Below are 22,466 nucleotides of genomic sequence, written 5' to 3'. Positions count from 1 at the left end.
TCCAAGCGGCCGACATCCCTTGCCCGCAGCTCAAGCGCCGGCAAAATCGCTGCCGCCAGCCTCGCGCCGAAAGACTGTGTGAGATATCCGGGCTAGCCCCACCCACCCTAGCCCCGGCGGGCTGCGCTCTTCGGTCTTCGGTCCGCCGCAGGTCCTGCACAATCGAGAGGAGGCACGAGCGATGAATCATGGGCAGTTCAAGGAACCGGTCACCCTTCTGGTCGGAATGGGTCTTCCGAGGAAGATCGACAGCGTGATGGAAGCCTATGCCCTGCTGCAGGACTGGCCGGCCGCCAGCCGCAATGGCGCACATGCCGTCGCGCTCAACGCTTGCAGGGCCGGCATCGCCGGTGAGATCGATGCGGAGACGGTGCGGGCCACCCTGGTCACTTTCGGACGCCGCAACGACATACTTGTGCCGGATATGGCTCCGCCGGCAGCGGTAGCGAATGATGCGCTGCACGAGGTGAGCTGACGACGACGCATGACCGATCCGGGCGTTGTCGATGGTTCGGAAGAAACCGCCAGCCATGGGCTCCGGGTTCCTTGGCGGCTTTACAGCCTGAGCCATCTTTCCCAGCAGCCGTTCTCTTGACCACAAAAACGTCAAAAAAGTATCGGTCAGATGGACAGACCGTGGTGGCGGCGACAGGGATTGCCGCCTAAGCTTGGATCACTGCAGAGAGCGGCATACGCGGCCTGCGGAGAGGACACTGCAACTGGTCGCATGACTGGACCGGTGTCGGGAGGAACAGGCATGAATCCGGACTTGGAAGTCGTCCAGATCAGACACGGTGAGTCGTTCAAGGCGTGGGCTCACGGCTATCCCTTCCGCACCGTGCGTTGGCACTTCCATCCTGAATACGAGATCCACCTTGTCGTCGCCACCACCGGCCGCTACTTCGTCGGCGACTTTATCGGCGAGTTCGAGCCGGGCAATCTGGTGCTCACCGGCCCCAATCTGCCGCATAACTGGGTCAGCGACGTACCCCCGGGCGAAAGTGTGCCGCTGCGCGGACGTGTCGTCCAGTTCTCGGAAGCATTCATCGCCGAATCGACGGCGGCCCTTCCCGAACTTGCCGCCTGCGCCGGTATCCTGGAAACCAGCCGTCGCGGCGCACTGTTCTCGCCGGCGACGGCTGAGCTTGCCGCACCGCTGCTTGCCGAACTGGTCGAGGCGCAGGGCGTGCGCCGCCTCTCGCTGTTCATGGGCGTGCTGGACATTTTGAGCCGTGCCGGCGACGTGCGCACGCTGACCAGCGCCGGTTATCTTCCCGACCCGTCGGGCTTCATGTCGGCCGGCATCAACAAGGCGCTGGCCTATATCAACGGGCATCTGACCGAGCCGTTCAGCGAAGGCGACCTCGCTGAGATCGCCGGACGCAGCCCCAGCGCCTTTTCGCGCAGCTTCCGCCGCCACACCGGCATGGCGCTGGTGCAATATGTCAACCGGCTGCGCATCAACCTCGCCTGCCAGCTGTTGATGAGCGAAGGCCAGATGTCGATCACCGAGATCTGCTTCGCCGCCGGCTACAACAACATCTCGAATTTCAACCGCCAGTTCCTGGCGCAGAAAGGCATGTCGCCTTCGCGCTTCAGGACGTTGCTGGCGGAAAACATCAATGCGGAGATTGCCGCCTAACAGGGAGGAACCGGGAGGAGCCGAGAATTAGGGAAGGAATAACGCGGGGTGCGTTGGAGGCGCCCCGTGCTGGAGATCGCTTGTCCTGAAATCCAGCAATACGGGCTGATCGTCCACGATCATCCAGGAGGTGCGTTCACGACTACCTGACGCAGATCCGTCAGAGGGCGCGGATCACACTCCTCGAAACAGTCCGACGTGCAGTCAATCCTGGCGCCATGCGGCGCTCAGGTTCGTGAAACCATTTTTTGAAACGGAGACATTCGAATGACCAGATTTGCTTGGAAATCGACCGGTGCGGCAGCGCTCGCACTCTCTCTCCTCGGTGGCACGGCCGCCTTTGCCGAGCCCGTCACCGACGCCACCGTCGCCTTCCTGATGCCCGACCAGGCCTCGACCCGCTACGAACAGCACGATTATCCCGGCTTCGCCGCCGAGATGAAGAAGCTGTGCCCGGGCTGCAAGGTGCTCTACCAGAACGCCGATGCCGACGCCTCACGCCAGCAGCAGCAGTTCAACTCGGTGATCTCGCAGGGTGCCAAGGCGATCGTGCTCGACCCGGTCGACTCGACCGCCGCCGCCTCGCTGGTCAAGCTGGCGCAGAGCCAGGGCATCAAGGTCATCGCTTATGACCGGCCGATCCCGACAGCACCGGCCGATTTCTATGTCTCGTTCAACAATGAAGGCATCGGCAAGGCCATCGCCGACTCGCTGGTCGAGCACCTGAAGGCGCTGAAGGTCGATCCGGCCACCGGCGGCGTGTTGCAGATCAACGGCTCGCCGACCGACGCGGCGGCCGGCCTGATCAAGAAGGGCATCCATGAAGGCCTCGACAACAGCGGCTACCAGATCTTGGCCGAATACGACACGCCGGAATGGGCACCGCCGAAGGCGCAGCAGTGGGCCGGCGGCCAGATCACCCGCTTCGGGCCGAAGATACTCGGCGTCGTCGCGGCCAATGACGGCACCGGTGGCGGCGCCATCGCGGCCTTCAAGGCGGCAGGCGTCGATCCGGTGCCGCCAGTGACCGGCAATGACGCGACGATCGCGGCACTGCAGCTGATCATCGCCGGCGACCAGTACAACACCATCTCCAAGCCGAGCGAGATCGTGGCGGCGGCCGCCGCCAACGTCGCCATCAAGCTGCTTTCGGGCGAGACGCCGAAGGCCGAGATGACGCTGTACGACACACCCTCGCAGCTGTTCACGCCGGCCGTGGTGACGCAGGAGAACCTGAAGGCCGAGATCATAGACAAGAAGATCAACACCGCGGCCGAACTCTGCGTCGATCGTTATGCGGAAGGCTGCAAGAAGCTGGGCATCGGGAACTGACCGCGACCCTTGCCCGCTCCGCTGTCTGGCCACCCGCGCGGTGGCCAGACAGCGCACTTCCTCGAACCGGTTTTTTGAAAGGTCACTGGCATGATTGAAACCCCGGACGAACCGGTTCCGACAGGCGAGCTGGTGCTCAGCCTGCGCGGCATTTCGAAACATTTCGGCGCCGTCTCGGCGCTCACCGACATCGATCTCGACGTCCATGCCGGCGAGGTGGTGGCGCTGGTCGGCGACAATGGCGCCGGCAAGTCGACACTGGTCAAGATCCTGGCCGGCGTGCATCAGCCGAGTTCGGGAAGCATCAGCTACCGCGGCAAGCAGGTGACGCTGGCCGATCCGAGTGCGGCGCTGACGCTCGGCATCGCCACCGTGTTCCAGGACCTGGCGCTGTGCGAGAACCTCGACATCGTCGCCAACATTTTCCTCGGCCGCGAACTCAGTCCGCTGCGGCTGGACGAGGTGGCGATGGAAGTGCGCGCCTGGACGCTGCTCAACGAGCTTTCGGCGCGCATCCCGAGTGTCCGCGAAGTGGTCGCGTCGCTGTCGGGCGGCCAGCGCCAGACGGTGGCGATCGCCCGCTCGCTGCTGCTCGAACCCAAGCTTATCCTGCTCGACGAGCCGACGGCGGCGCTCGGTGTGGCGCAGACGGCGGAAGTGCTCAATCTGATCGAGCGGGTGCGCGACCGTGGCCTCGGCGTCGTCATCATCAGCCACAATATGGAAGACGTGCGCGCCGTCGCCGACCGCATCGTCGTGCTGCGGCTCGGCCGCAACAACGGCATTTTCTCGCCCGATGCCTCGAACCAGGAACTGGTCAGCGCGATCACCGGCGCGTCGAACAATTCGGTGTCACGACGCGCCGAGCGCAGACAGGCTAGGCAAGACCAAACCCAGGAGCCCCACCCATGAGCCGCGAAGCCGAACAGGCCGCCCCCGTGCCGCCGCAGCTCGACCGCGCCGACGTGCGCGTCAAGCACGAGGCCGGGGTCGGCGGCGCCATCCGCAGGTTCTTCGACCGGGTCCGCTCCGGCGATCTCGGCTCGTTGCCGGTCATCGTCGGGCTAGTCATCATCTGGACGGTGTTCGCCAGCATCAACCCGATCTTCCTGTCGAGCAGCAATTTGGTCAATCTGCTGTTCGATTGCTCGACAGTCGGCGTCATCTCGCTCGGCATCGTCTGCGTTTTGATGGTTGGCGAGATCGACCTGTCGGTCGGTTCGATCAGCGGCTTTGCCTCGGCGATGGTCGGCACGCTGTGGGTCAACCAGGGCTGGCCGGTGGCGCTCGCCATTCTCGCCGCTATCGCCGTGGGCGGCTTCATCGGCGCGCTCTATGCGCTGCTGTTCAACCGGCTCGGCATGCCGAGCTTCGTCTCGACATTGGCCGGCCTGCTGGCGGTGCTTGGACTGCAGCTCTACATCCTCGGCTCGACCGGCTCGATCAACCTCCCTTACGGCTCGAACCTGGTGAATTTCGGCCAGCTGCTGGTGATGCCTAAATTCTTGTCGTTCGGGCTGGCGGCCGTTCCCGGCATCGTCATGCTGATCACCGGCCTGCGCACCGTTGCGCGCCGCCGCGCCGCCAATTTGTCGGCACGTTCGACGAGCGGTCTCATCACGCGAGCGGTCGCCATCACGGTCATTCTCGAACTCATCGTCTTCTATCTCAACCAGGCGCGCGGCATTCCGTGGATGTTCGGCCTGTTCGTCGGCCTGGTCATATCAATGCACTACGCGCTGACGCGGACGAAATGGGGCCGCTCGATGTCGGCGGTCGGCGGCAACCGCGAGGCGGCAAGGCGCGCCGGCATCAATGTGCGGCTGATCTATTCCAGCGCCTTCGTGCTGTGCTCGATGCTGGCGGCCTTCGGCGGCGTGCTGTCGGCGGCGCGCCTTGCCTCGGCCAGCCAGCAGGCCGGCACCGGCGACGTCAACCTCAACGCCATCGCGGCGGCTGTCATCGGCGGCACCAGCCTGTTCGGCGGCCGCGGCAGCGCCTATTCGGCACTGCTCGGTATCATCGTCATCCAGTCGATCGCCAGTGGCCTGACGCTGCTCGATCTGTCCTCGTCGCTTCGGTACATGATCACCGGCGCCGTGCTTGCCATTGCGGTCATCGTCGACTCGCTGGCACGCCGCTCGCGTGTCTCGCATGGCCGGGCCTGAACCCATCAACAGGAAGCAAGACATGAGCGAAGAACTGTCCGGAAAAGTTGCCGCCGTCACCGGCGCGGCATCAGGCATCGGTCTCGAATGCGCCAGGCATATGCTGGCGGCCGGCGCCACCGTAGTGCTGGTCGACCGCGCCGAGGCGACGCTGAACAAACTGTGTGCCGAGCTTGGCCCCAAGGCGATCCCTCTGGTGATCGACTTGATGCGGCCGGCAAGCGTCGCCACCATGATGCCGCAGATTCTGGAGAAGGCCGGCCAGCTCGATATCTTCCATGCCAATGCCGGCGCCTATGTCGGCGGCGAGGTGGCGACCGGGGATCCCGACGCCTGGGACCGGATGCTGAACCTCAACATCAATGCCTGTTTCCGCTCGATCCAGGCGGTGCTGCCGCACATGATCGAACGCAAGACCGGCGACATCATCGTCACCAGTTCGATCGCCGGCCTGGTCCCGGTGGTGTGGGAGCCGATCTACACGGCGTCCAAGCACGCCGTGCAGGCCTTCGTCCACACGGTGCGCCGTCAGGTCGCCAAGCACGGCCTGCGCGTCGGCGCAGTAGCGCCCGGCCCGGTGGTGACGGCACTGGTCGACGACTGGCCGAAGGCCAAGCTCGAGGAAGAGCTCGCCGCCGGCGGCCTGATGCAGCCACGTGAAGTGGCCGAGGCCGTCATGTTCATGCTGACCCGTCCGCGCAACGTGACGATCCGGGATCTGGTGATTTTGCCGCAGAGCAATGATTTGTGAGGCAGTAGGGAATAGGGAATAGGGAATAGGGAATAGGCAGTAGGCAGTAGGCAGTAGGCAGTAGGGAAGATGTAGACACAGTCTTACTGGCCTCGCTCAAAAACGCTTCGCGCGTCCCTATCCCTACTAATCTCCTACTGCCTACTGCCTATTCCCTATTCCCTATTCCCTATTCCCTATTCCCTGAACCGGAGGTTCTCCATGCCCCACTATCTCGGCATCGACGTCGGCACCGGCAGCGCGCGGGCCGGGGTGTTCGACCGATCCGGAAACCTGCTTGCCTCGGCCAAGCAGGATATCGAGGTCTGGCGGGAGGCCGGCGATATTGTCGAGCAGTCGAGCGATGACATCTGGCGGGCGGTGTGCGCGGTCACGCGTGAAGCTGTCGCTCGATCGCGCGTAGCGCCCGAGGCGATCGCCGGCATTGGCTTCGACGCCACCTGTTCGCTGGTGGTGCTGGGCCAGGGCGGCGTGCCGTTGCCGGTTGGCCCGTCCGGCAATGCCGAACGCAACATCATCGTCTGGATGGACCACCGCGCGGTCGAGCAGACACGCCGCATCAACCGCAGCGGCGAAGCGGTGCTGAACTATGTCGGCGGCGTCATCTCGCCGGAGATGGAAACGCCGAAACTCCTGTGGCTGGCGGAAAATCTGCCCGCCACTTTCGACTCCGCATGGCAGTTCATGGACCTCGCCGATTTCCTTACCTGGCGGGCGACCGGCAGCCTTGCGCGCTCGGTCTGCACGGTGACCTGCAAATGGACGTATCTGGCGCATGAGAGCCGCTGGGACGAGGCCTATTTCCGCAAGATTGGCCTTGGCGCGCTTGCCGATGAGGGGTTCGCCCGCATCGGCACCGAGATCGTACCGGCAGGTGCCGCACTCGGTGGTGGACTGACCGCGCAGGCAGCAGCGGACCTTGGGCTCGTCGGCGGCACCGCGGTGGCGGCCGGACTGATTGATGCGCATGCCGGCGGCGTCGGCACGGTCGGCGCGCGCGGCGCGTTCGGCAGCGTTCTGTCGCGCATGGCTTATGTCTTCGGCACCTCGGCCTGCACCATGTCGTCGACCGCGCAGCCCGCTTTCGTCGACGGCGTCTGGGGTCCGTATTTCTCGGCCATGGTGCCGGGCCTGTGGCTGAACGAGGGCGGCCAATCGGCGGCGGGTGCAGCGATCGATCATCTGGTGCGCATGCACGCGGCAAGCGGCGAAGCCACGGCGAGGGCGCAGGCCGACGGCCTCAGCCTCAGCGCCTGGCTATCTCTGCAGGCGCAAAGCCGCAACGGCGCGGCGGCGACGCCGGCCCTGGTCGGCGGCATCCATGTCGTGCCGGAATTCCTCGGCAACCGCGCGCCCTTCGCCGATCCGGACGCGCGTGCGCTGCTTGCCGGGCTCGATCTCGACACCAGTCTCGACAGCCTGGTCGGGCTCTATGTCGCCGGCGTCTGCGGGCTCGGCTACGGCGCGCGCCAGATCGTGCGGGCCGAGCACGAGAAAGGCATCCCGGTGGACACCATCGTCGTCAGCGGCGGCGCTGGCCAAAGCCCGCTGGTGCGCCAGCTGCTGGCCGACACGACTGGCATGGTGGTGGTCGCGTCGACCTCGCCGGAGCCTGTGCTGCTCGGCTCGGCGATGCTGGGCGCTGTCGCCGCGGGAACCTACAAGGATGTCGCGACGGCTATGGCCGGCATGTCGGAACTCGGCGAGGTCTATCATCCCGACGCTACGCTGGCCGGCTGGCATGCCAAGCGCTTCGCGGCGTTCGAGCTGCTGCAGCAGGCCGGCAAGGCGATCAGGGGTTAAACGGGCGGCTTCTGTCCGGCTTTGTCAGGAGTGTGGCGAACACCGCTTGGCGATGATGCCGGAAGCTGGCAGCTTTGTTCTGTCGCGACGAGGACAGGGCGGCAGGACCAGGAGGCTCGATGGCAGACGAAGCGAAACCGCCCGTGCCATTCGCATCGGATGAGGTGCCATGGACGGAATGGTCGGACGTGCCACGCTTCAGCGTGCGCTATCGGCATTTGTCGCTGGCCGTCCTTGGCGAAAACTATCATGTCGGCGTGGCGATCGAGGAACTGCCGGCGGGCAAGCAGACCTCGCCGGCGCATTACCACATTATCGAGGAAGAGCATGTCTTCATCCTCGAAGGGACGCTCACCGCTTATGTCGGCGACGCCGCCTATGCCATGAAGGCAGGCGACTACATCTGCTTTCCGGCGGGTGCGGCGGCGGGGCATTGCCTGATCAACACCAGCGATGCGCCATGCCGCTATGTCATCGTCGGCGAGCGCAACCCGAACGACGTCGTCGTCTATACCGCCTCCAACAAGGTGCTGGTGCGCGCGTTGGGCAGTCGCGCGATCTTCGATCTCGCGGCAACCCGAAGCTACTGGGACGGCGAGCACACCGGCCTTGCCGCCGGCGATCCGTCGCCGTCGGATGTGACGACCGGTGTCACCAGACCCCCGGCCGCGCCGATCCCGCCGATCGCCAGCGATGCTGTCGAATGGAAGGTCGAAGGCGAGGGCCCGCAGTTCGGCGGCCGGTCCAGGCATCTGACCTATGCCGCTCTGGGCCGGTCCGATTATCGCGTCGGCATGCTGATCGAGGCGCCGGCCCCCGGCATGCGCTTGGCGCCCAGGCACTACCATATGCTCGAAGAGGAGCATGCGCTGATCCTGGAAGGGCAGGTGACGCTGCTGCTTGGCGAGGAGCGCCACGAGATGAAAGCGGGCGACTATGTCTGCTTTCCCGCTGGCCTGGCGGTCGGGCATTCCTTCCTCAACAGCGGTAGCGGACCGTGCCGCTATTTGATGATCGGCGAGCACAACCCCAATGAGGTCTGCGTCTATCCCGATTCCAACAAGATGGCGGTGGACGCCTTGCGCCGGCGCGACGGCATTTTCGACATGGCCGCGGTGAGGCGCTATTGGGATGGCGAGGCGTAGAACTGAAAGTGTCGCCACCCGCCACCAATAGCCACGCTCTGAACCCGAGAACCGATCGGAGATGGGCGTTATTGCTACTGTATCCGGGTGACGTTAGTCTGGTTCGGGCACTTCAACCGGGGAGTTGGCGGGGATGCTCCTGCCATTCTTGCGATGGCCTTCACCTTATCACCGTCGCCGCCTTGGCAGGCTGAGATGGGTGGCTTTGTTCGCGCCGTTCATTCTGTTGTCGGGCTATATCGTCTATGGCTTCGTCGGCATTCGGTTTGATTCACCTCTCTCGGTGCTGAGGCACCTTGCCGCGTTCCCGAACTGCACCGCCGCCCGTGCCGTTGGCCTCGCCTCTGCGCACAGGGGCGAACCTGGCTATTGGCCGACTCACGATGCCGACCACGACGGCATAGCCTGCGAGCCCTGGCACGGGGCAAGCCCTTGGCACGGGGCAAGCTCCAGTGGTGTCCGGGTCCATCGTTACTCGCGTACCGGCCCATAGCCTTTGCCTTTGCTTCACAGCTCCTTCTCCGCCAGTTCCCTGAATTCATCCGGAACCGAGCGCGCCGCTTCCAGCGCCACCGTGCCGTAGCCGACCGCCTGTTTGCCGAAGCGTTCGCGGATCTTGTCGATGGCGCGGTCGGCGTCGAAGCGTGCCAGGCCTTTCCTGGTACCGGGCCTGCGTTTCTCATCGGCGAGGCCGAGGGGCAGTTCGAGCTGCAGCTCGAAGCTTTCCTCGAGATGCGAGACCGAGATCGCCAGCAGCGAGATCGTGTCATGCGGGTGGTCGGCGAGTACGCCGCGCACCAGGTCGCCGGCGATCTCGGCCAGCATGGTTGTCGCCGAGATCGGCTGGTCCAGCGTGATCGAGCGCGTAACGGCGCTCAGATCGGCAAAGCGCACGCGCACGGTCACCGTACGGCCGGGCCGCGCCTTGGCGCGCAACCGGCTGGCGACGCGGTCGGCCAGATGCAGCAGAGTGGGGACGATGACCCGCGACACCGCCGGCTTCAGGCCGAGCGCCGATTGCGCGCCGGCCGAGTGCGCGCGGCGCTTCGTCTCCAGTTTTCGCGGGTCGCGGTTCCATGACAGGGCGGCGAGCTTTTCGCCGACGGCGGGACCGAGCAGCCGCGTCAGCGCGCCGCTGTGGGTCCTGGCCAGCTGGCCGATGGTCTCGACGCCGATTTCGGCCAGCCGCGCCCTGGTCGCCGGGCCGACGCCCCACATCAGCCCGACGGGCAGATCGTGCAGGAAAGCAAGCTCGCTGCCGGGCTCGACCACCACCAACCCGTCGGGCTTGGCCACCTGCGAGGCGATCTTGGCCAGATGCTTGGTGCGGGCGACGCCGATCGAGATCGGCAGGCCGAGTTCGGCGCGTACCCGGCGGCGGATGATCGTTGCGATCTCTTGTGGAGAGCCGAACAGATGCGTGCAGCCGGCGACATCGGCAAAGGCCTCGTCGATGGAGATGCGCTCGACCAGCGGCGTGAAATAGTCGAGCACTTTGATCGCAGCATCGCCCAGCCGCTGGTAGTGGCTGAAATTGCCGCCGACGAAGATCAGCTGCGGGCAGAGTTCGCGCGCCTTGCGCCCCGGCATGCCGCCGCGCACGCCGAAGGCGCGCGCCTCGTAGGAGGCGGCGAGCACCACGCCGCCGCCCACCGCGATCGGCTTGCCGCGCAGCGACGGGTCGAGCAATTGCTCGACGGAGGCATAGAAGGCGTCGAGATCGGCATGCAGGATGGTGGCTGTCGTTTCCATCCCGAAGGCACATCCACAGTTGCTGATAGACACGAACAAATAGAGAACAAAAGGGGGTGATTGTCAAGCAGGAGGTGGTTTCTTGGAGCCCATCCGCTGCAGTGCTGCTTTTCTCAGGTCCGGGATTGCGACCGCCTAGGCGATATGCCCCGCCCGCAGCGCCGCCTTCATGGCCTCCAGAGCGGGCTCGCCGCCCGCCGCCAGCTCTTCGGCGATCCGCGCCAGATGATCGTCGGCCTTGCGGTGTTTGCTGCCCCAGGCGCCGAGCGTCGCCAGTATGGGCAGCAGGTCGATGCCGGCCTCGGTCAGCCGGTAGACCGTTTTCAGCCCATGCGTCGGGTCGTCGCTGCGGGTGAGGATGCCTTCGTCCTGAAGGGTCTGCAGCCGCTCGGCCAGCGTGCGCGATGAGATGCCTTCGTCGGATTGCAGGAATTCACGAAAGTGCCTTTTTCCGGCGAAGACCAGGTCGCGGATGATGAGCAGCGTCCAGCGGTCGCCGACGAGTTCGAGCGACAGGTTGATCGGGCAGCCGGATTTTTCGCGCGTCGACATCTATGGTTCCATTTTTAAATCACTTTACTATTGATACTGTTCTCGCTCCGTGTCAATGGTTCCAAATGTAAACTATTTAACACTGATCATGCTGCCCTGCAATTTCGCCTGCACGCTTTGAGCCGGACAAGACGAGGAGAACGACGATGAAAAAGCTGATCCTTCAGATGCAGATGTCGGTCGACGGCTTTGTCGGCGCCCATGAGGACCATGCCTGGCAGCTCTGGGAATGGGGTGACGAGAGCGCTTGGGACGACGAGCTGAAGCAGGACTTCAACGCTGTGTTCGCCGGCATCGACACCATCCTGCTCAGCCGCAAGATGGCGCAGGAGGGCTATCTTGCCCATTGGGGTAATGCGGCGAAGAAATTTCCGCGCGACCCGTTCTACGCTTTCGCGCAGCGCGTCGTCGACACCCGGAAGGTGGTGCTGAGCGACAAGCTCAAGCAATCGGCCTGGGAGCGCACCATGCTGGCCAGCGGCGACCTGCCGCGTGAAGTCAATGCGCTGAAGGCGGGCGAGGGCGGCGACATGGCCGTCTTCGGCGGCGCGGGGTTTGCCTCCGCGTTGATCGCTGCCGGGCTGGTCGACGAGTTCCAGCTGTTCATCAATCCGGCGGTGCTGGGCGCGGGCCGCCGAATCTTCGATCAGGGCGGTTTCCAGACCCTGCGACTGCTCGGCTCGAAGGCTTATGCCTGCGGCATGGTGGTCAACCGTTACGGATCGGTGGGGTGAGGGAGAGAGAAGATCCGGGACCTGACGTATCCTTTTTGTCCGCCCGTTCGTCTCTGTCCTTGAAGGTCGCGCAGCCCGCGATCCGTAACTCGGGAGACCAACATGGCGAGCATACAGAGCGAGGCGAACAGGAACCACTACGCGACGATCGCCGCCAATGCGGGCAAGCTGACCAGCCCGCAAGCGATCATCGACCACAACGACACGCATTGGACAGCACTGACCGGCGAACCCGGCGGCGTCGACTATATCGAGGTCGATGCCGGCGGCGTGCCGGCGATGTGGACGGTGCCGAAGGGCGCCGACGAGGGGCGTGTGCTGCTCTATGCGCATGGCGGCGGCTTCATCGGCGGCTCGATCTATACGCACCGCAAGCTGGTCGGGCATCTGGCCAAGGCCGTCGGCTGTCGGGCGCTGCTCTACGACTATCCGCTGGCGCACCGGGCCAAGTATCCGGCCCAGCTCGATGCGGCGATGAAGGTCTGGAACTGGCTCGCCGATCGGGGCTTCGATGCCAGCCACATCGCGCTTGCCGGCGATTCCTGCGGCGCGATCCTGACCTATGGCGTCCTGCAGCGGCTGCGTGCGCAAGGGCGGCCGCTGCCCGTTGCCACGCTGATCATCTCCGGCTGGTTCGACATGGCGCTGACCGCCGCCAGCTACGAGACCAACCGCGACAAGGACCCGGCCTTCGCTAAGGCCGCCGTCGACTGGCTGGTGACCAACTTCATCGGTGACCGCGACCGGCTCGATCCGGAGGTCAGCGCTCTCTATGCCGACCTCACCGGTTTTCCGCCTGTGTTCCTGCAGGCCGGTGCGGACGAGACGCTGGTCGACGAAAGCCGCATGTTCGCCGAGCGCGCCAGGCTGGCCGGGGTTGAGACGCGGCTCGATGTCTTTGACGGCATGCTGCACTCTTTCCAGATGATGGCCGGCCGGGCGCCGGAAGCCGACGACGCGATCGGCCGCCTGGCCGCTTGGGTGCGACCGAGACTGGGCCTGCCGGATGCCAGCAAGGCTGCCGGCGACAGGGCGGCGTGACCATGCGCCTAGCTGATCGTGTCGACTTGTGGAAGCGTGGCGCTTGCGCAAAGGTGTGGTGGTGCCGCGATGAACCAGCAGATCCGCAATTCCCGTCAGACATCGCAAGGGATGCAACCGAGTCTCGACCCCGAAGGGCTGTACGACCTGCGCTACGCGGCGTTCCTGGCGACCGTTTCGCATCTGCGCGTCAGGTTGCACCGCTACTGCGCGCGCATGACCGGTTCGGTCCTCGATGGCGAGGACATCATGCAAGAGGCGCTGTTCGAGGCCTATCGCAAGATCGAACGGCTCGACGATGCGCAGGCGCTGCGGCCCTGGCTGTTCCGCATCGCCCACAACCGCTGCATTGACTTCATCAGAAGCCGCCGCGCGCGGCAGCGGGCCGAGGCCGGCTATGCCGGCGACGAGGTCGTGCTGCCTGTCGAGCCCGCCGGTCCGGGCGCCGGCCGTGCCATCGAGCGGCTGGTGGTGCACCTGCCGCCGAAGGAGCGCGCCTGCGTGCTGCTCAAGGATGTCTTCGACCATTCGCTGGAGGAGATCGCCGATCTGGTCGGCTCGACGTCAGGTGGCGTCAAGTCGGCGCTCAATCGTGGCCGTGCCAAGCTCGCCGCCTTGCCGGCGCAACCGGTCGCGGCACCCGCACACGACCCCGAGTTGGCGCGGCTTCTTGGCCGCTACGTCGAATTGTTCAACAAGCGAGACTGGGACGGGGTACGGGCGCTGACCAGTGCCGATGCGCGGCTGCGGGTTTCCGACTGCTACAATGGCTTGCTGTCGGGCTCGCCCTACTTCGTCGAATATGAACGCAGCGAGCTGCCCTGGCGCATGCGGCCCGGCTCGATCGAAGGGGAGATCGTGCTGGTTGTCGACAGGCTGCATGGCGAGGTCTGGCGGCCGGCGTATCTGGTGCGGATCCATGCCGCCGGCGGTCTGATCGACCGCATCGCCGACTATTATGCATGTCCGTGGATCCTGGATATGGTCTCCGAGGACGCGGAATGAAGCGCCCCTCCTCCATGACACTCACTTCGCATCGTGAAAAATGATGCCGACCGTGTGGCGCATGCCTGAGCGCAGGCGGCTGACGCCGTGGCGCAGATTGACGCGGTAATTGCCCTTGGTTCCCTGCACCGGCCGGTTGTGGACGGCGAAGACAACGGCATCGCCCTGGCGCAGCGGCACCACTTCGACACGGCTCTGCATGCGCGGCCGCTGTTCGGTCAGCGCGAACTCGCCGCCCGTGAAATCCCGGCCCGGTTCGGAAAGCAGGATCGCCACCTGCAGCGGGAAGGCGAGGTCGCCATAGAGGTCTTGATGCAGGCAGTTGAAGTCGCCGGGCACATATTGCAGCAGCAGCGGCGTCGGTCGCGTCTGGCCTGCGGCATGGCATTGTTCGAGAAACGCCGCATGCGTCGCGGGGTAGCGCATGGCTTGCCCCATGCGCTCGTTCCACCGATTGGCGACCTCGGCCAGCCTGGGATAGAGCGCGCTGCGCAGGCCGCCCAACAGGTCGGGCAAGGGGTAGCGGAAGTAGCGGTACTCGCCCTTGCCGAAGCCGTGCCTGGCCATATGGATATGGCTGCGGAAATGCTGCTCCTCGGGATAGAGGCCGGCGATCCGGCGGCACTCCTCAGGCGACAGCAATTTCTCAATCACCGCGCAGCCGAAGCCGTCGAGTTCGGCGGCAAGCGCCGGCCAGTCGTAACCGGCGACGCGTGTCTCGGCGGCTTCGACCACGGATGTGGCAACCTTGGCGTGGGCGTTCATATCGTAGCCTCCTTGTCGAGCAGAGTGCGCTTGCGCTCGGCGCCCCAGCGATAGCCCGACAGCGTGCCGTCGGTGCGGACAACGCGGTGGCAGGGAATGCCGAGCGCGATGGTGTTAGCCGCACAGGCCGTTGCCACGGCACGGGCACCATCCGGCTGACCGATGCGGCGTGCCAGTGCGGTGTAGGTGATGGCGGCGCCGCACGGGATAGCGCGCAACGCGGCCCAGACCTGTTGCTGGAATGGTGTGCCGTGGCGCATGTCGAGCGCCAGGTCGAGGCCGGTGGCCGGCGTTTCGATGAAGCGCGCTAGTGCCGCGAGATCGTAGCGCAAGGCTGGCTCGTCTTCGACCAGCATCTTGCCGGGGAAGCGATGGCCAAGGTCCTGCTCCAGCGCATCGGCGTCCGAGCCGATCAGGATGGCGCAGACGCCGATATCGCTGCGCGCCGCCAGGATGTTGCCGATCGCGGATTGCCCGATGGCGTAGACGATGGTGTCGAGGGCGGCGACGTTGGTGGCTGTCGCCGGCATATCGGTTTGCATGAGGTTCATTGCCTTTACTCCTTTGTCTGTGCCTGAACCCTAGCCACGTGCCAGCCGTGTCTCACTCCGGTGCTTGCTTTCAAATTCGAATCTCCAAGGTAGGTGCTCTACGGCGCCCCCCTCTGTCCTGCCGGACATCTCCCCCACAAGGAGGGAGATTGGCAGTTCCGGCGCCGGCTCTCGTCCTGAAACGCTGGAGATTGGCGAAGGCCGCGATGACAGCCAATCTTCCCACAAGTGGGGGAGATGTCCGGCAGGACAGAGGGGGGCGCCGTAGAGCGCGGATGGTGCTCATTCGACGCGCGTGACGAACATCTCCCCAAGCACGAACACCTCTCCGGTCAACAGCCGCAGCTCGATCTCGCCGGTCGCGGTGCGGCTCCATTCGGCTTTGCCGCCATCGACAAGCTCGCCGATGGCGGCCATCACCCGTGATTTCGCGTCTTGGATGCTGCGGCTGGCTACCGCGCCGTTGCGGGTCTGGCTGTTCGCATCGGGAGAGCTTGCCATCGCGCGCATCGCGGGTCCTCGTCAGACCCGCGAAGACCGGTATGTGGGTGTCCTCACCACGCTCGATCCGACGGCCGCCTCACGGTCGAGCAGCGCGCGCTTGCGCTCCGCGCCCCAGGCGTAGCCGGACAGGGCGCCGTCCTTGCGGATCACACGATGGCAAGGGATGACGATGGCGAGATTGTTGGCGGCGCAGGCAGCGGCGATGGCGCGGGTGGCCTTTGGCGTGCCGATGCGCTCTGCAATCTCGGCATAGGAAACCGTGCGGCCGATGGGGATGTCCTGCAAGGCCTGCCAGACGCGCTGCTGGAAGGCGGTGCCGCGCACGTCGAGCGGCAGATCGAGGCCGAGTGCCGGCGCTTCCACGAGACCGACGACGCGGGCGACCAGTGCTTCGTAGTCGCGGTCGCCGCCGATCAGCCGTGCCCTGGGGAAACGATCCTGCAGGTCGCGCACCAGCACGTCCGGATCGTCGCCGAGCAGGATCGAGGCGACGCCCTTTTGGCTGGACGCGACCAGGATGGCGCCGAGCGAGGATTCTCCGACGGCGAAGCGGATCTCCTCATGGGCACCGCCGGCGCGATAGCGCGTCGGCGTCATGCCGAGCATGCCGGTCGATTTCTCGTAGAAACGCCCGCTCGAATTGAAGCCGGCATCGTAAATCGCCGTCGTCACGCTGGCGCCGTCTTCCAGGCCCCGGCGGACCCTGGCGGCGCGGTGCGCGGCGGCATAGTCCTTCGGCGTCAGCCCGGTAACGGCCTTGAAGATACGGTGGAAATAACCGGCGCTGCGGCCGGCGGCATCAGCCAGTTCAGCGAGCGACGGCTCTGCCTCGCTCTGCTCGATCCTGCGGCAGGCGTCGGCGACCATCGCGGCGTTGCCGGCCTCGAGCGAAGGGCCATCGGGATTGCAGCGCCGGCACGGGCGAAAGCCCGTCGCCCTGGCCTGTTCCAGCGTGCCGTGCAACTGCACATTCCTGGGGTTGGCGCGCCGCGAGGGGCAGGAGGGCCGGCAATAGACGCCGGTCGTCGCCACCGAATACCAGAACTCGCCGTCGGCAGACTTGTCGCGGGCGACAATGCGCGCCCAGCGCGGATCGTCGGCGACCGGCAGCGGCGCGGATTTCAGATTCTTGGCCAGGGTGATGAACATGGCCGCATTGAAGCCGCCAAAAGCCGGCCCCGCCACCCGTTTCCTGCCAACTGTCAGGAGGGTGCAAGCCTGTTCGTCGGGACGCACAAAGAGTATAACAAGATTGATCCGGAGAAGGTGTGATGGAAAACATTCGACCCATTAAGACCGAAGCCGATTACGATTGGGCGATCGCCGAAATCACCAAATATTTCGAGAATGAGCCGGAGGTCGGCTCTCTCGATGGTGGCCACTTCGACGTTCTCGCAACTCTGATCGAGGCTTATGAGGGTGAGCATTATCCGATCGAAGCCCCCGGCTCTCCTATGCCGCGCGCTTAGGCTCCACCGCGAACGGGCTGAGCCCGAGCCAGGTCTGCATCTTCCTGCCGATGGCCTGGTCGCCGGTCAGTGCAACCTTCGCGCCGGCTTTCTCGACGGTCAGCAATCCCATCCAGATCGCCGTCATCGTGTGCAGGTCGGTCGAGACGTAGAGGTCGACGTCGAAGCCCGGATCGTACCAGCACAGATCGACCTCGCCGTGCTTCTCGACGATCAGCCACCACGAGCGTTTGGACGCCGGTAGATCCTGATACAGAAATTGTATCACCGTGCGCCCCTCGGGCAGCGGCGAGGGGTTCAAATTGCGCCGCATGTCCCACATCAGCAACGACGGATCGAGGTTCTTGAGCGACAGCCGGGACTCGACCCATTTCTGCCCCCAGAAGCCCATCGCCTCGACGACCGGGCGCAAATCCCGGCCGGCCTCCGTCAGCCGATAGTCGAAGATCCCCTTCTCGCCCTGAACCTCGCCGCGTTCGACGATCCCGGCGATCTCAAGCTCCTTCAGCCGTTGCGACAGAAGGGTTGGCGACATTTTGGGGACGCCGCGGCGCAGGTCGTTAAAGCGGGTCGAACCAGCCACCAGTTCACGCATCAGCACCATCGTCCAGCGGGTGCACAGCACCTCGGCGGCCATCGATAGCGGGCAGAACTGTTTGTATCCGTGCTGGGTCATGATTGTGCCTCTCCCTCCAACTTGGGTCGAACATTAGGCCTTCATGAATGAGGCGGCCAGTACGGAAACTGTACTACCCCAGTACAGATCGCGGACTGGTTGGCGAGCGCCTTGCCATGCGAGCTCTTTGGCCGGTTGCACGGGATACCCTGTGCACCGCAACCAGGAGACTGTCATGACCGCTTACGTTATCGCAGACATCAAGATAAACGACCCGCAGTGGGTGCCGGCCTACGCCGCATCGGTGCATGACCTCGTCCACAAGCATGGCGGCAGATATCTGTCGCGCAGCGGCAATGTGAAGACGCTCGAAGGCAAGCCGCTCGACACCACGCTGATCGCCCTGATGGCGTTCCCGTCGGAAGCGGCGGCCCGCGCCTTCACCAACGATCCGGCCTATGCACCCTTCGTTTCGGCCCGTCAGGGCGGCAGCGAAAGCCGTTTCCAGATGATCGACAACACCGATCTGGCCGGAACGATCCCGTATCTGCCAAAGGGATGACCATTCCTGGCATCGTTTTTGGGATCTCCAAGCAACAACAGTCACAGCGCTTGCCTGCCGGGCCTCCGTATTTTCGGCGGCCGGCCAGCTGTGCTTTTTCAAGAAGAATGGAATGAAGATGATATCGAACTTACGCAACAGACTTCTCATGGCAGGGGCCATGCTGGCCGTCTGCACCAGCCTCGCACAGGCGCATCAGGAAGCGGCCGCGTTTGCGTCCGTTCCGAATCCGCTGGCCGACAAGGTTCGGGCTGCCAACAGCCGGTTTCTCGACGTCAAGGCCGCTACATCAGAGGGCTATTCGCCCATTCCCTGCGCCAGCGGCATCACCGGCGGCGCCATGGGCATCCACTATGTCAACGGCCAGTATCTGAAGGACGACAAGATCGACATCGCCCGTCCCGAAGCCGTGATGTACGAGCCGATGGCCGACGGAACGCTGCAACTGGTGGCGGTCGAATACATCTCCTCGAAGGGGCCGGCGTCGTTGGACGGCCAGCTGTTCAACTTCAACAGCGCGCCCAACCGCTATGGCCTGGGTGAATTCTACGAACTGCATGTCTGGGCCTGGAAGGGCAACCCGACCGGCACTTTTGCCGACATGAATCCGAAAGTGTCATGCGAGCACGCGACGGCTCCTAGCCAGTAAGCGCCGGGCCGGCAAGCTATGAAGCCAGGCGGCGCCAATGCCGCCTGGCCGCTCTCCCGCGACAGTCGGGATGCTCCGGATTTCAACGGTTGCAGGCTGCTTGTCGTCAAGCTCCTATCACGATCGAGGGCATCGCCTGAGCGGCGATGACCCACGTTCAATCATGCGGCTCGATCAGCGGTTTTGATCAGGCCGAGCTGGGTAAGAGCGGCTACGCCATCGTCGAGGCCGATCTCCTCGACGATCCTGCCGTCGACCACCTTCAGCACGGTGGTGCCGGTGAAGCGCATGGTGCGGCCGGTGGCGGCGGGCAGCGAGCCGACGAGGAAATCGCTGAAGGCCGGGCCGGTGTGCGTGCCGCCGCCCTCCCACTGGCCGACGACATAGTCGCCCTCGGCGATCAGGTCGGCCGTGGCCCAGAAGTTGAGGTCCGGGAAGGCGGCGCGGAAGTCGGTCATGAAGGCCTTGATGTCGTCGCGACCGCGGCGCGGCTCGTGCAGCGAGTATTTCAGCAGCATGTCGGGCGCGGCAATGTCGTCGACGACGGACAGGTCGCAGGTTTCACCCCAGAAGTCGGTGAACCATCTGACGACGACGGCCTTATTGTCTTCTTGGCTAGTCATTGGAAGGTCCTCTTTGTCTCTGCAACGCGATCATCGGATTGGCCGACGACCTGGAGCCATGACTAGGACGATCCGGCGGGCACAAAACTCCGGTTCTTGCCGGCCAATCGAAAGGCGAGAGTGCAGAGGTGGCAGGTCAGGAGGCACGGAACCGCCTGTCTCAGCCCAAGTAACGCTTTCTTCTCTGGTTTTGCCGCAGATTGCCCAGCGGCGAGGATGAGCGAAACAGACGATGGCTGGTCGGGACAAGAAGAGTCGCAATGGAACGTTCTGGGCCAAGGCCCTGGAACGCGCCCATCTTGGCGTCTGGGACTGGGATCTTCGCACCGGCGACTGCTTCTATTCGGCGACCTGGGCGCGGATGCTGGGCTATGACGAGAGCGAACTGGCCAACACCAGCGACCTGTGGCTGCAGTTGACCCATCCCGACGATCGCGAGCGGGCGCTGGCCAGCGGCGACCGCCACATTGCTGGCCAAACCGATGCCATCGAGACCGAACTCCGGCTGAAGCACAAGCAGGGCCACTGGGTGTGGGTGCTCGATCGCGGCGGCATCGTCGAGCGCGACGCGACCGGAAAACCGCTCAGGCTGATGGGTGTGCAGACAGACATCACCAAGCAGAAGGCGGCCGAAGCCGAGCTCGAGCAGGTCAATGTGCGTTTTCGCCTGGCGCTCGCCGCCAGCGGCACCGGCATCTGGCACTACGATATCGCCACCAACAGGAGCTATTGGGACGCCCGCACCAGGGACATATTCGGCCTCGTTGCCGACACCGACGAGGTGACGGCCGGCCTCTGGCACAGTTATCTGCACCCCGACGACAAGGAGGCCACTGAGCAGGCCCACCTGCCGCCGCCCGGCTCGGACGGTGTCACGGCCTCGCAATACCGTATCATCCGGCGGGACGGCCAGGTCCGGCATGTCGAATCGCTGGTGCGCTTCATCACCGGTGCGGGTGCTGCCGGCCAGATCCTCGGTACGGTGCGCGACATCACCGAGGACAAGGAGCGGGAGCAGGAACTCGCCTATGCCGCCCGCCACGACGCGCTGACCGGCCTGTGGAACCGCTCCGCCTTCGACCGGCTGCTCGCCGACCATATCGTGGCGGGTGCGCCGCTGGCGGTGTTCTATGTCGATCTCGACTACTTCAAGGCGCTCAACGACTTTGCCGGCCACGCCGCCGGCGACCTGGCGCTGAAGAGCGTTGCAGCCGGCATCCGCGGCTGCCTGCCGCCGACAGCACACGCGGCGCGGCTGGGCGGCGACGAATTCGCACTGCTGGTGCCACATTGCGATGCCGTACAGGCCGAGAGGATCGCCGCTGCCGTGCTTGGCGCCGTGCGCGAGGCGGATCTCGGCCGGGCAGTGTCGACCCGCAAGCTGGCGGCCTCGATCGGAATCGCCTTCATCGACGATGCCAGCACCACCGTCGCCGACGCGCTCGCCTGCGCCGACGACGCTTGCTATGCGGCCAAGGCTGCCGGACGCAACCGTTTCGCGGTGTTCTCCACGGCAGCGGAAGCGGGATCGGGCGGGCTGAATGCCGCGCGCGTCGCCGCCGACACCGTTGATGCCATGGAAGACGGACGGCTGAAACTGTTCGGCCAGGAAATCCATCTGCTGGGCAAGCCCTGGCAGGAAAGCCGCCATGTCGAAGTGTTGGCCAGGCTCATCGCACGCAACGGCCGGCTGGTGCCGCCCGGCGAGTTCATTCCGGTGGCCGAGCGCTTTGGTATCGCGTCGCGGCTCGACCGCTGGATCATCCGCACCGCGCTGTCGCGCCATGGCGCCGCCTTGCGCTCGGGCGCGCTGACGCTCGGCTTCAACTTGTCGGCGCAGACGTTGAGCGATCCGCAGCTGTGGGCGTTCGTCGACAGCATCATCGAAGAGACCGGAGCGCCGCATTCGGGCATCGGCTTCGAGATCACCGAAACCGCCGCCGTCACCAATTTCGACGCCGCCGAACAGTTCGTTCGCAAGGCGCGTGAGCGGCACTGTCGGGTCAGCCTGGACGATTTCGGCGCCGGCATGAGTTCGTTCGAATATCTCAGGCGCTTCCCCGTCGACACGATCAAGATCGACGGTTCCTTCATCGAGCACATCACGCAAAGTCGCTTCGACCGCGAAATCGTGCTGGCCATCACCAGCATCGCCCGCAGCCTCGGCTGCGACGTAGTCGGCGAGAAGATCGAACGGCAGGAAACGCTGACGATGCTCGGCGACATGGGCGTCGCCTACGGTCAGGGGTTTTTGTTGCACCGGCCGGAGCCGCTGGAGGCGATTGTTTCGCGCGCGACCGAGCCGGCCCGCAAGGCATCGTGATCCCGCTGCGCCGCGTTTCAGGTCAGGCCGGCCCAACCTGAAACGCAACACATCCTAACCGGTTCGCCGCGCCGTCGATCGCGGAAACTCCAGCACGCCAGCCTCGGGTCGCCTATGCTGTGCTTCCGCCACCGCTTCGATCAACAGATCGAGGGCGTCACAGGCAGCGCGGCTCGTCTCGTCATTGCCTTGCAGATAGTGATAGGTACGTTCGAGGTGGATGCGGGCGGCTGAAAAATCGCTGGTCAATGGTCCCTCCATGATCCCGCCCTGATTTGCATCTTGCCGGGCCTGGCGGAACGCGAAGTAAATATCCACAGGTGGCTTTTATTCAAATGCCACAGAAGGAGGGCGCGGCGGTGATGCTGCGATCTCCCCCCTCGTGCAGGGCTGTCCGGGGAAAGTTTTGAGTGAATCGAAATGCCGCATGTGCATGCCCCGTAAAACGGGGTTTGTCCGTCTTCTCTCTGGTTGTCGAG

General features: G+C 64.8%; 25 protein-coding genes. 16 read left to right on the top strand and 9 right to left on the bottom strand.

Annotation, left to right across the window (positions count from 1 at the left end; genetic code table 11):
- Positions 1-181: 181 nt before the first annotated feature.
- The 9 genes from NKI38_RS31260 to NKI38_RS31220 all read left to right on the top strand — a co-directional run bounded on the left by NKI38_RS31260 (position 182) and on the right by NKI38_RS31220 (position 9,334).
- Positions 182-475 (top strand): DUF982 domain-containing protein, encoded by a 294-nt coding sequence (locus NKI38_RS31260; protein ID WP_352664444.1) that lies wholly within the window; start codon positions 182-184, stop codon positions 473-475.
- A gap of 282 nt (positions 476-757) precedes the next feature.
- Positions 758-1,642 carry an AraC family transcriptional regulator gene (locus NKI38_RS31255; protein WP_352664442.1) on the top strand — a complete coding sequence of 295 codons (885 nt, stop codon included), beginning with the start codon at positions 758-760 and terminating at the stop codon, positions 1,640-1,642.
- A 267-nt stretch (positions 1,643-1,909) separates the two neighbouring features.
- Positions 1,910-2,974, top strand: a complete 1,065-nt coding sequence (locus NKI38_RS31250; RefSeq protein WP_352664440.1) for an ABC transporter substrate-binding protein — start codon at positions 1,910-1,912, stop codon at positions 2,972-2,974.
- Between the two features lie 90 nt (positions 2,975-3,064).
- Complete coding sequence (locus NKI38_RS31245; RefSeq protein ID WP_352664438.1) at positions 3,065-3,886, top strand: ATP-binding cassette domain-containing protein; 822 nt, start codon at positions 3,065-3,067, stop codon at positions 3,884-3,886.
- Positions 3,883-5,142, top strand: coding sequence for a sugar ABC transporter permease (locus NKI38_RS31240; protein ID WP_352664436.1), 1,260 nt, complete (start codon positions 3,883-3,885; stop codon positions 5,140-5,142). The genes NKI38_RS31245 and NKI38_RS31240 overlap by 4 nt, the downstream gene beginning before the upstream one ends.
- Positions 5,143-5,164: 22 nt before the next feature.
- On the top strand, positions 5,165-5,893 hold the full coding sequence (locus NKI38_RS31235; protein ID WP_352664434.1) for an SDR family oxidoreductase: 729 nt from the start codon (positions 5,165-5,167) through the stop codon (positions 5,891-5,893).
- A gap of 201 nt (positions 5,894-6,094) precedes the next feature.
- Entirely contained in the window at positions 6,095-7,696 is a 1,602-nt protein-coding gene (locus NKI38_RS31230) for an FGGY-family carbohydrate kinase (protein ID WP_352664432.1), read from the top strand.
- A gap of 119 nt (positions 7,697-7,815) precedes the next feature.
- Complete coding sequence (locus NKI38_RS31225; protein ID WP_352664430.1) at positions 7,816-8,841, top strand: cupin domain-containing protein; 1,026 nt, start codon at positions 7,816-7,818, stop codon at positions 8,839-8,841.
- A 133-nt stretch (positions 8,842-8,974) separates the two neighbouring features.
- Positions 8,975-9,334, top strand: a complete 360-nt coding sequence (locus tag NKI38_RS31220; protein ID WP_352664428.1) for an excalibur calcium-binding domain-containing protein — start codon at positions 8,975-8,977, stop codon at positions 9,332-9,334.
- A gap of 14 nt (positions 9,335-9,348) precedes the next feature.
- On the opposite strand, the gene dinB is transcribed toward NKI38_RS31220, so the two are convergent.
- Both dinB and NKI38_RS31210 read right to left on the bottom strand, forming a co-directional pair.
- The gene (gene dinB, locus NKI38_RS31215) at positions 9,349-10,593 is read right to left on the bottom strand and encodes a DNA polymerase IV (RefSeq protein ID WP_352664426.1); all 1,245 of its coding nucleotides are present in this window, start codon (positions 10,591-10,593) and stop codon (positions 9,349-9,351) included.
- A gap of 135 nt (positions 10,594-10,728) precedes the next feature.
- Positions 10,729-11,145: a winged helix-turn-helix transcriptional regulator gene (locus NKI38_RS31210; RefSeq protein WP_352664424.1), complete on the bottom strand. Its 417-nt coding sequence runs from the start codon at positions 11,143-11,145 to the stop codon at positions 10,729-10,731.
- A gap of 146 nt (positions 11,146-11,291) precedes the next feature.
- Between NKI38_RS31210 and NKI38_RS31205 the strand changes: the two genes are divergently transcribed.
- The 3 genes from NKI38_RS31205 (at position 11,292) to NKI38_RS31195 (ending at position 13,925) form a co-directional block, all read left to right on the top strand.
- Positions 11,292-11,879, top strand: coding sequence for a dihydrofolate reductase family protein (locus NKI38_RS31205; protein ID WP_352664422.1), 588 nt, complete (start codon positions 11,292-11,294; stop codon positions 11,877-11,879).
- Positions 11,880-11,981: 102 nt separating this feature from the next.
- Positions 11,982-12,920 (top strand): alpha/beta hydrolase, encoded by a 939-nt coding sequence (locus NKI38_RS31200; protein ID WP_352664420.1) that lies wholly within the window; start codon positions 11,982-11,984, stop codon positions 12,918-12,920.
- Between the two features lie 69 nt (positions 12,921-12,989).
- A complete protein-coding gene (locus NKI38_RS31195) occupies positions 12,990-13,925 on the top strand; it encodes a sigma-70 family RNA polymerase sigma factor (RefSeq protein WP_352664418.1) in 936 nt (311 codons plus the stop codon).
- 21 nt (positions 13,926-13,946) lie between these two features.
- On the opposite strand, the gene NKI38_RS31190 is transcribed toward NKI38_RS31195, so the two are convergent.
- The 4 genes from NKI38_RS31190 to ada form a co-directional block, all read right to left on the bottom strand.
- Positions 13,947-14,690: a 2OG-Fe(II) oxygenase gene (locus NKI38_RS31190; protein WP_352664416.1), complete on the bottom strand. Its 744-nt coding sequence runs from the start codon at positions 14,688-14,690 to the stop codon at positions 13,947-13,949.
- Positions 14,687-15,241 carry a methylated-DNA--[protein]-cysteine S-methyltransferase gene (locus NKI38_RS31185; protein ID WP_352664414.1) on the bottom strand — a complete coding sequence of 185 codons (555 nt, stop codon included), beginning with the start codon at positions 15,239-15,241 and terminating at the stop codon, positions 14,687-14,689. Before NKI38_RS31185 ends, NKI38_RS31190 begins: the two co-directional genes overlap by 4 nt.
- Before the next feature lie 282 nt (positions 15,242-15,523).
- Complete coding sequence (locus tag NKI38_RS31180) at positions 15,524-15,751, bottom strand: hypothetical protein (RefSeq protein WP_352664412.1); 228 nt, start codon at positions 15,749-15,751, stop codon at positions 15,524-15,526.
- A gap of 12 nt (positions 15,752-15,763) precedes the next feature.
- Entirely contained in the window at positions 15,764-16,894 is a 1,131-nt protein-coding gene (gene ada / locus NKI38_RS31175; RefSeq protein ID WP_352664446.1) for a bifunctional DNA-binding transcriptional regulator/O6-methylguanine-DNA methyltransferase Ada, read from the bottom strand.
- Positions 16,895-17,016: 122 nt separating this feature from the next.
- Here ada and NKI38_RS31170 point away from each other — a divergent pair, with 122 nt between their 5' ends.
- The gene (locus NKI38_RS31170; protein ID WP_352664410.1) at positions 17,017-17,214 is read left to right on the top strand and encodes a transcriptional regulator; all 198 of its coding nucleotides are present in this window, start codon (positions 17,017-17,019) and stop codon (positions 17,212-17,214) included.
- Here the strand turns inward: NKI38_RS31170 and NKI38_RS31165 are convergent.
- Positions 17,198-17,890 (bottom strand): winged helix-turn-helix transcriptional regulator, encoded by a 693-nt coding sequence (locus NKI38_RS31165; RefSeq protein ID WP_352664408.1) that lies wholly within the window; start codon positions 17,888-17,890, stop codon positions 17,198-17,200. The two genes, NKI38_RS31170 and NKI38_RS31165, sit on opposite strands and share 17 nt — an antisense overlap.
- A gap of 175 nt (positions 17,891-18,065) precedes the next feature.
- Between NKI38_RS31165 and NKI38_RS31160 the strand changes: the two genes are divergently transcribed.
- Together NKI38_RS31160 and NKI38_RS31155 are read left to right on the top strand one after the other, a co-directional pair.
- On the top strand, positions 18,066-18,392 hold the full coding sequence (locus NKI38_RS31160; protein WP_352664406.1) for a DUF1330 domain-containing protein: 327 nt from the start codon (positions 18,066-18,068) through the stop codon (positions 18,390-18,392).
- 112 nt (positions 18,393-18,504) lie between these two features.
- Complete coding sequence (locus NKI38_RS31155; RefSeq protein WP_352664404.1) at positions 18,505-19,041, top strand: hypothetical protein; 537 nt, start codon at positions 18,505-18,507, stop codon at positions 19,039-19,041.
- A 161-nt stretch (positions 19,042-19,202) separates the two neighbouring features.
- Here the strand turns inward: NKI38_RS31155 and NKI38_RS31150 are convergent, their stop codons facing one another.
- Positions 19,203-19,664: an ester cyclase gene (locus NKI38_RS31150; protein ID WP_352664402.1), complete on the bottom strand. Its 462-nt coding sequence runs from the start codon at positions 19,662-19,664 to the stop codon at positions 19,203-19,205.
- A gap of 232 nt (positions 19,665-19,896) precedes the next feature.
- Here NKI38_RS31150 and NKI38_RS31145 point away from each other — a divergent pair, with 232 nt between their 5' ends.
- The gene (locus NKI38_RS31145) at positions 19,897-21,987 is read left to right on the top strand and encodes an EAL domain-containing protein (protein WP_352664400.1); all 2,091 of its coding nucleotides are present in this window, start codon (positions 19,897-19,899) and stop codon (positions 21,985-21,987) included.
- A 54-nt stretch (positions 21,988-22,041) separates the two neighbouring features.
- Here NKI38_RS31145 and NKI38_RS31140 read toward each other — a convergent pair whose 3' ends face one another.
- Positions 22,042-22,236 carry a hypothetical protein gene (locus NKI38_RS31140; protein ID WP_352664398.1) on the bottom strand — a complete coding sequence of 65 codons (195 nt, stop codon included), beginning with the start codon at positions 22,234-22,236 and terminating at the stop codon, positions 22,042-22,044.
- Positions 22,237-22,466 lie beyond the last annotated feature (230 nt).

The sequence above is a fragment of the Mesorhizobium sp. M0621 genome (assembly GCF_040320745.1).
In the GTDB taxonomy this organism is placed as follows: Bacteria; Pseudomonadota; Alphaproteobacteria; order Rhizobiales; family Rhizobiaceae; genus Mesorhizobium.
This window is presented reverse-complemented; position numbering and strand designations above follow the sequence as displayed.

Bases quoted from the DNA above. Each gene is read 5' to 3' on its own strand.
- NKI38_RS31235 (WP_352664434.1), top strand. From the start codon at position 5,165: ATGAGCGAAGAACTGTCCGGAAAAGTTGCCGCCGTCACCGGCGCGGCA.
- NKI38_RS31180 (WP_352664412.1), bottom strand. From the start codon at position 15,751: ATGCGCGCGATGGCAAGCTCTCCCGATGCGAACAGCCAGACCCGCAAC.
- NKI38_RS31145 (WP_352664400.1), top strand. From the start codon at position 19,897: ATGGCTGGTCGGGACAAGAAGAGTCGCAATGGAACGTTCTGGGCCAAG.
- NKI38_RS31205 (WP_352664422.1), top strand. From the start codon at position 11,292: ATGAAAAAGCTGATCCTTCAGATGCAGATGTCGGTCGACGGCTTTGTC.
- NKI38_RS31250 (WP_352664440.1), top strand. From the start codon at position 1,910: ATGACCAGATTTGCTTGGAAATCGACCGGTGCGGCAGCGCTCGCACTC.
- NKI38_RS31240 (WP_352664436.1), top strand. From the start codon at position 3,883: ATGAGCCGCGAAGCCGAACAGGCCGCCCCCGTGCCGCCGCAGCTCGAC.
- NKI38_RS31160 (WP_352664406.1), top strand. From the start codon at position 18,066: ATGACCGCTTACGTTATCGCAGACATCAAGATAAACGACCCGCAGTGG.
- NKI38_RS31170 (WP_352664410.1), top strand. From the start codon at position 17,017: ATGGAAAACATTCGACCCATTAAGACCGAAGCCGATTACGATTGGGCG.
- NKI38_RS31245 (WP_352664438.1), top strand. From the start codon at position 3,065: ATGATTGAAACCCCGGACGAACCGGTTCCGACAGGCGAGCTGGTGCTC.
- NKI38_RS31230 (WP_352664432.1), top strand. From the start codon at position 6,095: ATGCCCCACTATCTCGGCATCGACGTCGGCACCGGCAGCGCGCGGGCC.
- NKI38_RS31185 (WP_352664414.1), bottom strand. From the start codon at position 15,241: ATGAACCTCATGCAAACCGATATGCCGGCGACAGCCACCAACGTCGCC.
- NKI38_RS31255 (WP_352664442.1), top strand. From the start codon at position 758: ATGAATCCGGACTTGGAAGTCGTCCAGATCAGACACGGTGAGTCGTTC.
- NKI38_RS31200 (WP_352664420.1), top strand. From the start codon at position 11,982: ATGGCGAGCATACAGAGCGAGGCGAACAGGAACCACTACGCGACGATC.
- NKI38_RS31155 (WP_352664404.1), top strand. From the start codon at position 18,505: ATGAAGATGATATCGAACTTACGCAACAGACTTCTCATGGCAGGGGCC.
- dinB (WP_352664426.1), bottom strand. From the start codon at position 10,593: ATGGAAACGACAGCCACCATCCTGCATGCCGATCTCGACGCCTTCTAT.
- ada (WP_352664446.1), bottom strand. From the start codon at position 16,894: ATGTTCATCACCCTGGCCAAGAATCTGAAATCCGCGCCGCTGCCGGTC.
- NKI38_RS31190 (WP_352664416.1), bottom strand. From the start codon at position 14,690: ATGAACGCCCACGCCAAGGTTGCCACATCCGTGGTCGAAGCCGCCGAG.
- NKI38_RS31165 (WP_352664408.1), bottom strand. From the start codon at position 17,890: ATGACCCAGCACGGATACAAACAGTTCTGCCCGCTATCGATGGCCGCC.
- NKI38_RS31220 (WP_352664428.1), top strand. From the start codon at position 8,975: ATGCTCCTGCCATTCTTGCGATGGCCTTCACCTTATCACCGTCGCCGC.
- NKI38_RS31210 (WP_352664424.1), bottom strand. From the start codon at position 11,145: ATGTCGACGCGCGAAAAATCCGGCTGCCCGATCAACCTGTCGCTCGAA.
- NKI38_RS31225 (WP_352664430.1), top strand. From the start codon at position 7,816: ATGGCAGACGAAGCGAAACCGCCCGTGCCATTCGCATCGGATGAGGTG.
- NKI38_RS31260 (WP_352664444.1), top strand. From the start codon at position 182: ATGAATCATGGGCAGTTCAAGGAACCGGTCACCCTTCTGGTCGGAATG.
- NKI38_RS31195 (WP_352664418.1), top strand. From the start codon at position 12,990: ATGAACCAGCAGATCCGCAATTCCCGTCAGACATCGCAAGGGATGCAA.
- NKI38_RS31150 (WP_352664402.1), bottom strand. From the start codon at position 19,664: ATGACTAGCCAAGAAGACAATAAGGCCGTCGTCGTCAGATGGTTCACC.